Source organism: Francisella-like endosymbiont (genome assembly GCF_003069505.1).
In the GTDB taxonomy this organism is placed as follows: Bacteria; Pseudomonadota; Gammaproteobacteria; order Francisellales; family Francisellaceae; genus Francisella.
In genome coordinates this window covers 196,184-210,351 of sequence record NZ_QAPC01000002.1, presented here as the reverse complement: position 1 = coordinate 210,351, position 14,168 = coordinate 196,184, and the positions used below count along the sequence as shown (strand labels likewise).

The window sequence follows — 14,168 nt, the reverse complement described above, 5'->3', positions numbered from 1 at the left end:
TCGACATTTCTTTATAAGAATTTTTATGAAAAAAATTATCATCAAGGGTGCAAAAACTCATAACCTAAAAAATATTGATGTTGAGATACCACGAGATAAGCTAACTGTTATCACAGGATTAAGCGGTTCTGGTAAATCATCATTAGCTTTTGATACTCTATATGCTGAAGGGCAAAGAAGGTATGTTGAGTCATTGTCTTCATATGCAAGACAATTTTTGTCAATGATGGATAAGCCAGATGTTGAGCATATAGAGGGTCTTTCTCCAGCTATTTCAATAGATCAAAAGACAACGTCTCATAATCCAAGATCTACAGTTGGAACTGTAACAGAGATATATGATTATCTGCGTGTGTTTTTTGCACGAGCTGGTACGCCAAAATGTCCTATACATCAAATAGAGTTAAAGGCTCAAACTATCAGCCAAATGGTTGATAAAATTTTGGAGTTTGATGAAGATTCAAGATTGATGATACTAGCACCAATTATTTCAGAAAAAAAAGGTACACACCATACTTTACTTGATAAGATACTAGCACAAGGCTATATCCGGGTACAAATAAATAGTGAGTTTTATAACCTTGATGAAGATTATCCAGAATTAGATCGTTATAAAAAACATAATATTGATGTAGTAGTTGATAGATTTAAACCAAAAAAAGGTAACGAGCAACGCATTGCTGAATCAATTGAAACAGCTTTGGATCTTGGTAATGGTATTGTCAAATTAGCAGATATGGCTAATCAAACTGATAGTTATATCTTATTTTCATCAAAACATGCTTGTCTTTTATGTGATTTTGCACTTAAAGAATTATCACCAAGAATTTTCTCTTTTAACAGTCCGTTGGGTGCTTGTAGTAGTTGTGATGGGCTGGGAGTTAAAGAGTTTTTTGATGAGAAAAAGGTCATTATAGATCAATCAATCTCACTAAAGCATGGTGCTATAGTTAAGTGGAATAAAACTAATCAATATTATTTTTCTCAATTAGAGTCTTTAACAGCGCATTACAAGTTCTCTTTAGATGAACCATTTGAGAAGCTGCCTAAGAAAATTCAAGATATAATCTTATATGGCTCTGGTTATGAAGCTATCGTAATGACTGTTGATTCTATCAGGGGAGGTAGACAAACACGCATCAAACCTTTTGAAGGTGTTATACCTCATTTTGAACGCAGATACTATGAGTCTGATTCAGATATGGTCAAAAAAGATCTATATGAACTTATAAGTAATCTTGAATGTAAGTCTTGTAATGGCACAAGAATTAATGAATATGCGCGAAATATATTTATTGCTGATAAAAATATAGCTGATGTTTGTGCTTTGCCTATTGATGAGTTATTAAAGTGGTTAGATAGCTTAGAGTTTGTTGGTCAACAACAAGTTATTGCAGAGAATTTACTCAAAGAGATTAAACTAAGAGTAGAGTTCTTAGCAAATGTTGGGTTAGAGTATTTAAACTTAACAAGACAGGCTTATACTCTCTCTGGTGGTGAGGCTCAGCGTATTCGTTTAGCAAGCCAAATAGGCACTGGTCTTGTTGGTGTGATGTATATATTAGATGAGCCATCCATTGGTCTTCATCAAAGAGATAATCAGCGTTTACTTGATGCTTTGCATAATCTTAAAAATCTAGGTAATACGGTAATCGTTGTTGAGCATGATGAAGATGCAATTCGCCGAGCAGATTATATAATCGATATGGGACCAATGGCAGGTATACATGGTGGTGAAGTAGTTGCTGCTGGTAGCTATGAAACAATACTCAAGAGTAAAAAATCTTTAACCGCAGATTATTTAAGTGGTCGTAGGAAAATTGAAGTTCCTAAAACTAGACTAAAAGCTAGTAAGAATCGTTATCTAGAAATAAATGGTGCAGTTGGTAATAATCTTCAAGGAGATAACCTTAAAATCCCTCTTGGTGCATTGACATGTGTGACAGGTGTCTCAGGATCAGGTAAATCAACGCTGATAAATAGGACATTATATCCTTTGGCATCTTGTTTGTTAAATAGAAGTACTCTAATACCAATGCAATATAGCTCACATAAAGGATTCAATCACCTTGATAAGGTTATAGATATAGATCAATCACCAATTGGTAGAACTCCACGCTCAAATCCAGCAACTTATACAGGATTATTTACATCAATACGAGAACTATTTGCAGCAACATCAGAAGCTCGATCTAGAGGATACAGTGCAGGAAGATTTAGCTTTAATGTCCGTGGTGGAAGATGTGAAGCATGTCAGGGTGATGGTGTTATAGAGGTAGAAATGCATTTTTTAGCAGATGTGTATGTTGCTTGTGATGTTTGTCAAGGTAAACGCTATAATCGTGAGACTTTAGCAGTACAATACAAAGGCAAAAATATTTACGAAGTACTAGAAATGACTGTCGAAGAGGGGCTTGAATTTTATGATGCAGTACCAAGTATCAAAAGTAAGCTTGAAGCTTTGATGAATGTTGGTCTGTCATATATTAAGCTAGGTCAAAGTGCAACAACTCTTTCTGGTGGTGAAGCTCAAAGAGTTAAATTAGCAAAAGAACTATCAAAACGCTCAACTGGTAAAACCTTATACATATTAGATGAGCCAACTACTGGTTTACATTTTTATGATATTCATCAACTTCTAAAAGTAATTATGGATTTACGTGATAAAGGTAATACTGTAGTGATTATTGAGCATAATTTAGATGTGATAAAAATGGCAGATTGGCTTGTTGATCTAGGTCCAGAAGGTGGTAGTAAAGGAGGACGGATAATTTTTGAAGGAACTCCAGAAGATAACGTTAAGTGTAAAAAATCATATACTGGTAAGTATCTCAAAGATTTGCTCTAGCTAAACTAAGATATTGGTACACTATTTAAATTATTAGATTTATAAGATACTACATAGATTAAAATCACTAAAAGCCCGATAGAGTATATAAACTGAACTGTTGCAAAAGCTGATAATGATATTTTTGAAGTAAAATTAGTGTGATTAATTCCTGAAAAAGTAGCCAAAACTATTCCAGTCCAAGAAATCGCAAATGCGTTTGTAAGTTGTATTATCAAACTATTTATGACAGTTGCTGTGCTTATATAAGTATCATTTTGTATAGAATATATATTCCAGCATTATTAATCATGGCGAACATGCCAAAATAAAAACCAAGCATACTCAGTAATATCGCAAAAACTAATAAGTTAAAGTGGATAAAAATCCAACCAATACCTAAATATGTAGTAGCCATTAGACATAGACAAATAATGAAAAACTTATAAAAGTGTAGTCTAGCTAAAACTCTTTTTACAAACTTTTTAACAAACCAAGTAGGTATCAGAAAGAACATTAAAAATAACCCCGATTCAAAAGCACAAAAACCTTGCTTAGTTTGTAAATATAGTGGAAAAATAAATGACATTCCCATTACTAAAAGTCTTGAGGTTGAACTAATTATGGTGAAATACCTAAAACAGCGATTATTAAAAATAGTTAAGTTGATAACAGCATTATCTTTCAAACGCTGAGTATGGCGTATATATACACTAAAAAGGATAACTGCAAAGATCAGTAGCAACCATTTTGTGTCAACAAGGATTTGTGTATCTATCATCAAGTCTATAAAAAATATCATTATTGCAATAGAAGTACCAATAATAATAAAACCTTTCAAATCAAATTTTTGTAATGTCAAAGAGATAATATTAGGTAGATATAGATATATCAAAGTTACAGCTATTACACCAATTGGAATATTAATAAAAAAATCATTCTCTAGCCAATATGAGTAGTAATAACTCCTCCAAATAAAGGTCCAAGTATTGGTCCTAACGCAGCAATTACAGCAACTATTGACATTGCTGTAAGTACATCATTTTTGTAGATTCTAACTATCACTAAGCGGGCGACAGGTGTGGTAAAAGCCCCAAAAGCTCCTTGAATAACTCTAAAAATAACCAAACTAGTAAGATTAGTCGATAATCTACATGCTATAGATGAGAGCATGAAACCGGTGATTGAAAGTATTAGTAGATTTTTGCTACCAATTTTATCTGATATCCACCCAGATGCTGGTTAAATAATCCCAAAGCAAGCAAATATACGGTAATTGCTATTTTTAGAGTTATTACATTGACATGTAAGTCATTTGCTATTTGTGGCAGTGCAGTATTTAGCGCAGAACCATCTATTAGTTCAATAAGCATAACTAAACCTATTGTATAGGCGACTATTTTGTTTTTGTCCATTTTTTGATTTTTATCCAATATGATTTTTGTTGAGATAAATAAAATATAGTAGGTAATATAAAGAGTATTATCATTGATATTGGGCTATAATACATAAAAGTATTATACAATTATTTGGCAAAATGACTAGCTAATAGTGAATTTTTTTACTATAGTATATTAGTTAAAAATTTATTATTAAACTTCATAAGGAAGAAAGGATTATAATAAATATATGGCACAAAATAATGATAATAAAAATAATATGATTAAAAATATTATTTTTTGGATTTTAATCATTGGTGGGATGCTACTGCTTTTCAATGGTATTAATGATACAAATGGATCATCTAAAAATATAAATTATTCTACATTTATCTCCAAGCTAAAAGATAACCAGATTAGCGTTGTAGATGTTGATGGTAGAACTATCACAGGTAAGACTAATGAAGGGGAAACTTTTGTGACATATGCACCATTACTAGATGGTAGTTTAGTTAACAAATTAGAAGATAGTAAAGCTATAGTCAAAGCAAAAGCTCCAGAAAAGCCTAATATATTTTTGGCATTTTTGCTTAACTGGTTACCAATGCTGCTAATCTTTGGCTTTTTCATTTATATGATGATCAAGGCTGGAGGCGGTAGTAAAGGTGGGCCTTTTTCTGTTGGTAAGAGTAAAGCAAAACTACTTGGTGAAGATGAGATTAAAATAACTTTAGATGATGTTGCTGGTGTTGATGAAGCTAAGGAAGAGGTTGCTGAGATAGTTGATTTCTTACGTGAGCCAAAAAAATATGAAAAGATTGGTGGTAAGATTCCTAAAGGTGTTTTAATGATAGGGCCTCCAGGTACTGGTAAGACACTCCTGGCTAGAGCTATTGCAGGTGAGGCAAAAGTACCATTTTTCTCAATTTCAGGCTCTGATTTTGTTGAGATGTTTGTTGGTGTCGGTGCATCGCGTGTTCGTGATATGTTTGAACAAGCTAAAAAGAAAGCTCCTTGTTTAGTGTTTATTGATGAAATAGATGCAGTGGGTCGTCATCGCGGTTCGGGCATGGGCGGTGGTAATGATGAGAGAGAGCAAACTCTTAACCAGATGCTTGTTGAGATGGATGGTTTTGCTGATAACGAGGGTGTAATAGTAATAGCTGCTACTAATAGACCAGATGTTTTAGATAGAGCATTACTAAGACCAGGTAGATTCGATAGACAGGTTACAGTTGGTTTGCCAACAGTAAAAGGGCGTGAAGCGATACTAAAAGTTCATATGAAAAAAATTGCTTTAGGTGAAGATGTCCGTGCTGATTGGATAGCAAGAGGTACGCCAGGATTTTCTGGAGCAGAACTTGCAAACCTTGTTAATGAAGCTGCTTTATTTGCTGCAAGAGAGTCTAAAAATAAAGTATCAATGACTGATTTTGAAAAAGCTAAAGATAAAATCTTAATGGGCTCTGAAAGAAGAAGTATGGCAATGACTGAAAAAGAGAAAAAACTTACAGCTTACCATGAAGCAGGTCATGCTATTATTGGTCGTTTAATGCCAGAGCATGATCCAGTTTATAAAGTAAGTATAATACCTAGAGGTAGAACACTTGGTGTGACAATGTATATGCCAGAAGGTGATACTGTTAGCCAGAGTAGACTAGCATTACGTGGGCGATTATGTAGTATATTTGGTGGTAGAATCGCTGAAGAGCTTATTTTTGGTTATGATCATGTAACTACTGGGGCTTCTAATGATATTCAAGTAGCTACTGATATTGCGCGTAACTATGTTGCTCGTTGGGGATTATCTGATGCAATGGGAACTATCCTATATGACGTTGAAGATGATGGACCTTTTGGAGGTAGCGTTGGCAAGTCTGTTAAACTTTCAGACTCTACTATCCGAGAATTAGATACTGAGGTGCGTAAACTAATAGCGATAAGTTATGCTAAGGCTAAGCAATTGCTAGAAAAGAATATTGATGTCCTTCATGCTATGGCTGATGCACTAATGAAATATGAAACTATAAATGCACTACAAGTTGATGATCTAATGGCTAGACGTCCAGTGCGTGAGCCAGGTGAATATGGTGATAGCTATAAACCAAAATATACAGGTAAGATTATAGCTACAGTAGTAGCACCTGTTGAAGATGAGTCAGAAGCAGCTGATGATTATAACCCTAAAGAAGATTTTTAATGATTAGCGCTTAAAAATTTTTATCTAACTATCGTGCTTAAATAAGTATGTTTGAGCGCATCACTTTTTATTCTAGATTAATTTTATTTTATTGTTATTCTAATAAAAAAACTATTTAGCTAGTTTTTGTGTTTTAAATAAAGTTTTTTATATTAAGATTAGTTAATGCTATAAAAGGTTATAAAGCTAAGATTTTTGTTTAAATTATGCTAATCTAATCTCAAAGAACTTAATAATAAAGGGAAAAGATATGTCGTTACCTACTCCTCATATAGAAATATTAAGAAAAGAAGAATTTGCAAAAACAGTGATTATGTCTGGAGATCCATTAAGAGCTAAATATATCGCTGATAACTACCTAGAAAATGTAGTCAGAGTTAATGCTGTCAGAAATATGTTTGGCTATACAGGCACCTACAAGGGTAAAAAAGTTAGTGTTATGGGATCTGGAATGGGTATGCCAAGTATGGGTATCTATGCTTATGAACTTTTTAAATATTATGATGTCAATAGTATTATTAGAGTTGGCTCAGCTGGATCATACAAAGCCGAGTTTAAAGTTTATGATGTTGTTCTTATCGAAGAAAGCTATTGTGAATCTAATTTTGTTGAAATCGTTACAGGAAGTAAAGCTCATGATGTAAGGTCTTCAGAAGAGCTTAATAAAGAGCTTATAGAATCTGCCGAAAGACAGAATATAGAGCTTAAGAAGGCAAAAGCACATTGTACTGATGTTTTTTATAGAAAAAATTCTGAAGATTACAAAAAAATAGTCAAAAAGTATAACTGTGATTTGGTTGAGATGGAGACAGCAGCTTTATTTGCTATAGCAAGTGAGTTAGGTAAAAAGGCTTCTGCAGTTGTAACTATTTCTGATAGCTTTATAACTGCTGAATCTACTACAGCTCAACAAAGAGAGCAATGTTTTACAAATATGATGGAAGTTGCTTTAGGTACAATCAAAGAAAACTAATAAAATTTCTCGGTTTTAATCTCTACAAAGCTGTTTCTTAATTTTATCTAGTGCTTGCTTACCAATTTCATTGGTTACAGGGAGTTTTGTTGATTTATTGTTCTGTATGTAATTTATAATTATATCTATTTTCTCAAGCTTAGAAAATAGCATATTTTGTTTTAGTTGTGTGACAAACTGGTCATGAAGTTCTTTAAGCTTTGATTTCAGAATTTCTTTATTACTATAGATGATTATTTTACTAGGAGAATAAAAAACTACTTGTGTATCTCTTAAATAAGGTAAGTTAAGCTTGTGTAACTCTTTGTTGGCAACCTCAATAGTTGTTTTAAGTTGGGCTGCTTTAGATATAAGTTGTTTGCTAGCATAAGTTGTATTAGTTATTTTCTTTCTCGTTGTATGTGAGTCGATACTAGCAACTTTTTCTGGGAAGATTTTTATAGTCATTTTTAATATATACTTTCTGCATTATTAAGTTGAGAATAGAATATTTCCACAGCTTTGTCTATAGTAACTACTCTCCCTTGCTTTGAGGATGCTTTGATAATATATTCTTTGAGTGCTAATTTATTAGCTGAGTTGAAGCTCAACTTTTGTTTCAAGATAATACTCATCATCATTAAATTGATTATCATAATCGCTAAGTTTTAGCATTATATCTATATTAGCTAAATCTTTTTTATTACTTGCAAAAATTTTTCAAGTGAATTATAAAAAAGCCACTATTTTGTTTATCAACATATATTTGTAAACTTCTTTTGAGATTCAAGGCTGATTATCAATTTGGCTTAGTGCGTCAATTTAGCTATTAATATTGCTATTAGGGGCCAAAATTACTAATGTTCTTATTAGTTGTATGTTTTTATTAACTTGCTGAGCTATAGCAAATCTGTAGAGTAACTTTTGTATTATTAGTAATATTTGTAAAATTAGTTGTTGTCGATATTGTAACTTGAAGCCTTTGAACCATATCAGCAAAAGCATTTTGAGTTGCTTGTTTGAGGGTTTTCGCTGCATCAAAGTCTTACAAAAAATCATCTGTGTTTGACTGATTTGAACTAAACCATGTTGGTATAACATTGTTTTGTGTATTTTTTTGTACGCTATTAGAGCAGCTAGATATTACTAGACCAAGTATTGTCGTAGTTAGTAAGTTTAAGTAGAAATATCTCATTTTGATGAGTTAGATTATAATTCTTATAATTAATACCTCTATCTTAATTTAAATTTCTTATAAACTCTATATAATGTATCATCAGAGTATTATATTTATATAAATTATATAAAAGAGTCGGTTAATTAGGGATGTTAGGTTTAGTACAGAAAATAATAGGTAGTCGTAACGAAAGATTTATAAAAAAAGTTTTTAAAACAGTTCAAAAAATCAATTCTTTAGAACCTGGGTTTGAGAAACTTAGTGATGAGCAATTAAAAGCAAAAACTCTTGAATATCGTGAAAGAATTGCAAATGGTGAAATATTAGATAACCTTTTGCCAGAAGTTTTTGCAACCGTTAGAGAAGCTGCAAGACGTACCAAAAATATGCGTCACTATGATGTTCAGCTGATAGGAGGTATAGTTCTTCATCAAGGTAAGGTTGCTGAGATGAGAACAGGTGAGGGTAAAACTCTAGTTGCTACATTACCAGCTTATTTAAATGCTTTGACTAGTAATGGTGTACATGTAATTACTGTCAACGATTATCTAGCAAAACGTGATGCTGAGCTGATGAGTGATATTTATAAGTTTTTAGGTATGTCTGTCGGTGTCATAGTTGCTGATTTAAATCATGAGCAACGCAAGCAGGCGTATGCTTGTGATATTACCTATGGTACAAACAATGAGTTTGGTTTTGATTATCTAAGAGATAATATGGCTTATAACAAAGAGCAGCAAGTCCAAAGAAGTCGTAACTATGTAATTATAGATGAAGTTGATTCGATTTTGATTGATGAGGCGAGAACACCACTTATCATATCAGGCGCATCAGATGATAGTTCTGAGATGTATAATCTTTTCAATAGATTAGTTCCTTACTTAGAGAAGCAAGAAAAAGAAGAAGTTGAAAATGAGCAAGAGCAAAAAGATTTTTATGTAGATGAGAAATCAAAAAATGCTTATTTAACTGAAAAAGGTTATACAAAAATCGAAAATATGCTCAAAAAAGAAGGCATTCTTGAAGAGGATGATAACCTTTATAGTCCTCATAATATTACAAAAATGCATTACTTAAACGCATGCCTAAGAGCACACTCATTGTATCAGCTTAATGTTGATTATATCGTGCGTGATCAAGAGGTTGTAATTATTGATGAAAGTACTGGTAGGGCAATGCCTGGACGCAGATGGTCAGACGGTTTACATCAGTCAATAGAGGCTAAAGAAGGTGTCAAAATCAATGCTGAGAATCAAACAATGGCATCTATTACTTTCCAAAATTTCTTTAAATTATATAACAAAATTGCTGGTATGACTGGTACTGCTGATACTGAGGCGTTTGAGCTTCATTCTATCTATGGGTTAGAGGTAATCATTATTCCAACTAACAAACCAATGATTAGAAAAGATCATCATGATGAGATATATGGTAGTGTTAGAGAAAAATTTGATGCTATTGTTGTTGATATTAAAGAGAGAATTTCAAAAAGTCAGCCGGTATTAGTTGGTACGGCGTCGATCGAAGCATCTGAAGTATTATCAATGCTGTTGAAGAAAAAGAAAATTAAGCATAATGTCTTAAATGCTAAGCAGCATGAGAAAGAAGCTGCTATTATTGCTATGGCAGGCTATCCAGGAGCTGTTACGATTGCAACAAATATGGCAGGGCGTGGTACAGATATTATTCTTGGTGGTAATTTAGAAGTTGAAATTGCTCAGCTAGAAGATCCTACACAAGAAGATATCGCTCAAATAAAAGCAGAATGGGCAAAGCGTAATGAGGCTGTTAAGAAAGCTGGAGGCTTGTGTATCATAGGTTCAGAAAGACATGACTCACGCAGAATTGATAACCAGTTAAGAGGTCGCGCTGCGCGTCAGGGTGATCCAGGTGAGAGTAAATTCTATCTATCTATGGATGATAATCTGTTACGAATTTTTGCTTCTCAAAGCATGGCTGAGAAAGTTAAGAAAGGTTTAAAAGGCGGTGAGTCTCTTGCTTTTGGTTTTATGTCAAAAGTAATATCTAAAGCGCAAAGTAAGGTTGAAAGTTATTATTTTTATATTCGTAAGAATTTATTAGAATACGATAATGTTGTTAATACACAGCGTAAAGTTATCTATGAGCAAAGACAAGCATTCTTAGATGCTGATGATGTAAGTGATATTTTAGCTGATATCCGTATTGATGTCGCGGAACAGTTGTTCCACGATTATGTACCAGCTGGTTCTATGTATGAGTTATGGGATCTCGAAGGTTTAGAAAAAGCTCTTAAATCTGATTTTATGATTGATGTTGATCTACAAAAGCTTTATGAAGAAGATGATAGACTAGGAGAGGAAGAGCTTAAAAAGCTTGTTCGAGGAGCAACAGAAATCGAGTTTACAAAAAAAACTAAAAATTTAGATTCAGGTGCTGTGAGACAATTTGAGAAATTCTCATTATTACAATCTCTTGATAGTCATTGGCGTGAGCATCTAAACTCTATCGATCATCTACGTAATAGTATTAACTTACGCGGTTATGCCCAGAAAGATCCTAAAAATGAATATAAGAAAGAAGCATTTGGACTTTTCTCAACTATGCTGGATAATTTTAAATATGAAGTTATATCTTCACTTACTAAGATTAGGATTGCTACAGAAGAAGAAACGCAAAGAGCTCAACAAGAATGGCAAGAGTCTATGAGTGATATTAAAGCTGAGCATGAAAGTGTCATTGATAACAATCAAATAAATGATGAAGGAAAGCAAGAAGAAGCTCCAAAAGTCCAGCAAGTTAGAAGGAAAGCTCCAAAAGTTAGAAGAAACGATCCTTGTCCTTGTGGTTCTGGGGAGAAGTATAAACAGTGTCATGGTAAGGTTGAGTAAATATTATTTTTTGATTATATCTACTAACTACTGAGAATTGATACAAATTCACCATTTTATGTAATATTTTTATTTAAAGTATCTAAATAAATCTTGTTTTTAAAGCTATTTATGGATTATAGAAATCGTTGTTTTGGAAACAAGCCAAATCAAGAGCTTTATGCTAATTACCATGATAATGAATGGGATATTCCAAAGTATGATTATAGAGAGCTTTTTGAGCTCCTTCTAATATTAGAAGGAGCTCAAGCTGGTTAAAATTGGGAAACTATTCTAAACAAAAAAGACAAGTTTATTATCACGATGCTTTTTATGATATAATTAAAGTAGCTAGTTAGGTAGGACTCAGAGCTTGAAACTCTACTAATTAATCACAGCATATAACCCTTAATAAAAAAATTTATTCAACTAGAAATAATGCTTAAGTACTCTTAGAAATTCAAAAAAGAGTTTGGTAACTTTAGTAATTATTTATGGGGTTTTGTAAACCATAAGCCTATAATAAACACATGGAAATTTCATCAGGAAGTTCCTGTTTCTACAGATATTAGTGAGAAAGTCTCTAAAGACCTTAAAAAAAGAGGAATGAGCTTTGTTGGCCCAATTATCATCTATGCTTATATGCAAGCAGTAGGACTAGTAAATGATTATTTAGTTGATTGTTGGTGTTACTCAGATTAAAAGCTTAACAATGTTTGTAGCAGTTTACTCGATATTTGTTGAAGCATTTTCAAGAATAGATTCTAAACCTGTATAGAATGGTATACATGAGAACATAGCATCTATAACTGAAGTATTTATATCATTCTCATCAAGTTCATAACTACCTACATGGCAATTACTTTTTTCACATTGTACTTTTTGCTCTTTTAGCTACAGTAATAGGAATTTTTCCATATAAACTTTGTTGATCTATTTTGCCTTCACCAACAATTCATTTTGCAATTTTTGAGATAGTTATCAAAATTGATTGTGTCTAGGATTAATTCAGCGCCGGAGACTGATTGAGAATTTATAAATGTTGCAAGAGCAAAACCAACACCTCCAGCAGCTCCAGTACTTAATAAATTATCTAAGTTTTTATTTGTAATTTTTTGGCTAAGTTTAGCAACACTGCGTATTTTATCATCTATATCTTTTAGCTGTTTATCAGCTACTCCTTTTTGTTTACCAAAAGTAAGAATCGCACCATTTATACCATAGAGTGAATTATTAACATTACAAGCAACTTTAAAACTAGCGTGTTTAAAGCGCTATTAAGTGAACTTAAATCAATAGTGGCTATTTGACTTATATTTTTAAGATAAACAGTTATTGATATGGTTTAACTTATTATCTAAAAATTTCACTCCTAAAGCTTAAAGTAAGCCAATGCCTACATCATTAGTGCCACTACCTCCAAGAGTTAAAACAAACTTTTATATATCACGATTTAAAGTATCAATTATAATTTGCCCGAAGCCATAAGTATTTGCACTTAGAGGATCTCTTAGTTGACGAGGATATAAGTTTGAGCCACAGCTTTGGGCTAATTCTATAATTGATGTATCACTATTAATCAAGTATCTAGCTTGAATAATATTGTCTAATGGGACATTTATTTGTGTAACAATTCTCTTTGTTAGAAGTAAATTTTTAGCAATAACTTCTAAAGATCCTTTTCTCCATCAGCAACAGGAATTTTGATATATTTAGCTTTAAGAAATACTTTTTTAAAACCATTTTCTATAGAGTTGTATACTTCTATAGCCGATAGAGATTCCTTAAAAGAGTCTGGCACGATTAGAATTTTCATCAGAAAATGGCCTTTAGTTACATTATTGTAGTAAAGTAATTGTATTTTATTTTAAATAATATTTCATCGTTGATTTTATATTAGTTACTAGTAGCACTTTTGTCCAAATATAAGTCTAATCTTAAGACTAATGTTTGAGATTTTAATTATTTTTGTTATAATACGTTGTCTAGTTTTATAGCTAGGTCATTGGTGATAATAACAAAAAGTCAGAAGTTTATTAATTTAGGCAGTTCTGAGGATTTAAATCTAATAAATGGAGTTTAATAAATGTACGCGATAATTAAAAATGGTGGTAAGCAATACAAGGTAAAAGAAGGTGAAGTAGTTAAGCTTGAGAAGTTTGACCTTGGTATTGGTGAGAAAGTTGAATTTAATACAGTTTTAATGGGACAAACTGTAGCAGGAGAGGTTAAAATTGGCGCTCCAACTGTTACTGGTGCTAAAGTTGTTGGTGCAGTTGTTGAGCAAGGTCGTCATAAGAAAGTTAAAATTATGAAGTTCCGTCGTCGTAAGCACAGCATGAAGCAGCAAGGCCATCGTCAGTATTTTACAGCGGTTAAAGTTTCATCTATTAGTTTATAATTTTTTAAAGAATAATTTAAGGAGTATACAATGGCTCACAAGAAAGCTGGTGGTAGTATTAGAAACGGAAGAGATTCAAATCCTAAGTATTTAGGTGTTAAAAGATATGGTGGTGAGTTTGTTAAGGCAGGTACAATCATCATACGTCAGAGAGGTACTAAAACTCATCCTGGTTTAAATGTTGGTTGTGGTAAAGACCATACATTATTTGCACTTAAAGATGGTACAGTTAAGTTTCATACGGGTGGTGCTCTAAACCGTAAGTTTGTTTCAATCGAAGAATAATAAATTAGTTTTTATAATATTTTTCTTAATAAATCGCCTATAATCTTCTAAAGCTATAAATGACTTAATGATAGTTAAATGTGCGAAGATTTACATTC

The 14,168-nt window shown here is 32.5% G+C and carries 11 protein-coding genes and 2 pseudogenes; 7 read left to right on the top strand and 6 right to left on the bottom strand.

Features of this window, described 5'->3' with window-relative positions; translation table 11 throughout:
- Positions 1-25 precede the first annotated feature (25 nt).
- Positions 26-2,848 (top strand): excinuclease ABC subunit UvrA, encoded by a 2,823-nt coding sequence (gene uvrA, locus C9379_RS05280; RefSeq protein ID WP_143384591.1) that lies wholly within the window; start codon positions 26-28, stop codon positions 2,846-2,848.
- 5 nt (positions 2,849-2,853) lie between these two features.
- Here uvrA and C9379_RS05275 read toward each other — a convergent pair.
- Positions 2,854-4,242: pseudogene (locus C9379_RS05275) on the bottom strand (MFS transporter).
- A 214-nt stretch (positions 4,243-4,456) separates the two neighbouring features.
- On the opposite strand from C9379_RS05275, the gene ftsH reads away from it, so the two are divergent.
- Positions 4,457-6,406, top strand: coding sequence for an ATP-dependent zinc metalloprotease FtsH (gene ftsH, locus C9379_RS05270; RefSeq protein ID WP_318263231.1), 1,950 nt, complete (start codon positions 4,457-4,459; stop codon positions 6,404-6,406).
- Between the two features lie 250 nt (positions 6,407-6,656).
- Positions 6,657-7,379: a purine-nucleoside phosphorylase gene (gene deoD, locus C9379_RS05265; protein WP_143384592.1), complete on the top strand. Its 723-nt coding sequence runs from the start codon at positions 6,657-6,659 to the stop codon at positions 7,377-7,379.
- Positions 7,380-7,394: 15 nt separating this feature from the next.
- Here deoD and C9379_RS05260 read toward each other — a convergent pair whose 3' ends face one another.
- Positions 7,395-7,826: a hypothetical protein gene (locus tag C9379_RS05260; protein ID WP_143384593.1), complete on the bottom strand. Its 432-nt coding sequence runs from the start codon at positions 7,824-7,826 to the stop codon at positions 7,395-7,397.
- Positions 7,827-8,684: 858 nt separating this feature from the next.
- On the opposite strand from C9379_RS05260, the gene secA reads away from it, so the two are divergent.
- Both secA and C9379_RS05250 read left to right on the top strand, forming a co-directional pair.
- Entirely contained in the window at positions 8,685-11,405 is a 2,721-nt protein-coding gene (secA, locus tag C9379_RS05255; protein WP_143384594.1) for a preprotein translocase subunit SecA, read from the top strand.
- Positions 11,406-11,516: 111 nt separating this feature from the next.
- A pseudogene (locus C9379_RS05250) lies at positions 11,517-12,086 on the top strand (DNA-3-methyladenine glycosylase I).
- 166 nt (positions 12,087-12,252) lie between these two features.
- On the opposite strand, the gene C9379_RS05245 reads toward C9379_RS05250, so the two are convergent.
- The 4 genes from C9379_RS05245 to C9379_RS05230 all read right to left on the bottom strand — a co-directional run bounded on the left by C9379_RS05245 (position 12,253) and on the right by C9379_RS05230 (position 13,200).
- Complete coding sequence (locus C9379_RS05245) at positions 12,253-12,321, bottom strand: hypothetical protein (protein ID WP_343377547.1); 69 nt, start codon at positions 12,319-12,321, stop codon at positions 12,253-12,255.
- A gap of 7 nt (positions 12,322-12,328) precedes the next feature.
- Positions 12,329-12,601 carry a glycerate kinase gene (locus C9379_RS05240; protein ID WP_318263279.1) on the bottom strand — a complete coding sequence of 91 codons (273 nt, stop codon included), beginning with the start codon at positions 12,599-12,601 and terminating at the stop codon, positions 12,329-12,331.
- A 222-nt stretch (positions 12,602-12,823) separates the two neighbouring features.
- Complete coding sequence (locus C9379_RS05235) at positions 12,824-13,006, bottom strand: glycerate kinase (protein WP_343377546.1); 183 nt, start codon at positions 13,004-13,006, stop codon at positions 12,824-12,826.
- A 47-nt stretch (positions 13,007-13,053) separates the two neighbouring features.
- Positions 13,054-13,200 carry a glycerate kinase gene (locus C9379_RS05230; RefSeq protein WP_318263233.1) on the bottom strand — a complete coding sequence of 49 codons (147 nt, stop codon included), beginning with the start codon at positions 13,198-13,200 and terminating at the stop codon, positions 13,054-13,056.
- A gap of 270 nt (positions 13,201-13,470) precedes the next feature.
- Between C9379_RS05230 and rplU the strand changes: the two genes are divergently transcribed.
- The gene (gene rplU, locus C9379_RS05225; protein WP_143384595.1) at positions 13,471-13,785 is read left to right on the top strand and encodes a 50S ribosomal protein L21; all 315 of its coding nucleotides are present in this window, start codon (positions 13,471-13,473) and stop codon (positions 13,783-13,785) included.
- A gap of 30 nt (positions 13,786-13,815) precedes the next feature.
- Entirely contained in the window at positions 13,816-14,070 is a 255-nt protein-coding gene (gene rpmA, locus C9379_RS05220; protein WP_070083881.1) for a 50S ribosomal protein L27, read from the top strand.
- The last annotated feature ends 98 nt before the right edge of the window (positions 14,071-14,168 follow it).

Bases quoted from the DNA above. Each gene is read 5' to 3' on its own strand.
- uvrA (WP_143384591.1), top strand. From the start codon at position 26: ATGAAAAAAATTATCATCAAGGGTGCAAAAACTCATAACCTAAAAAAT.
- ftsH (WP_318263231.1), top strand. From the start codon at position 4,457: ATGGCACAAAATAATGATAATAAAAATAATATGATTAAAAATATTATT.
- C9379_RS05230 (WP_318263233.1), bottom strand. From the start codon at position 13,200: ATGAAAATTCTAATCGTGCCAGACTCTTTTAAGGAATCTCTATCGGCT.
- C9379_RS05260 (WP_143384593.1), bottom strand. From the start codon at position 7,826: ATGACTATAAAAATCTTCCCAGAAAAAGTTGCTAGTATCGACTCACAT.
- secA (WP_143384594.1), top strand. From the start codon at position 8,685: ATGTTAGGTTTAGTACAGAAAATAATAGGTAGTCGTAACGAAAGATTT.
- rpmA (WP_070083881.1), top strand. From the start codon at position 13,816: ATGGCTCACAAGAAAGCTGGTGGTAGTATTAGAAACGGAAGAGATTCA.
- deoD (WP_143384592.1), top strand. From the start codon at position 6,657: ATGTCGTTACCTACTCCTCATATAGAAATATTAAGAAAAGAAGAATTT.
- rplU (WP_143384595.1), top strand. From the start codon at position 13,471: ATGTACGCGATAATTAAAAATGGTGGTAAGCAATACAAGGTAAAAGAA.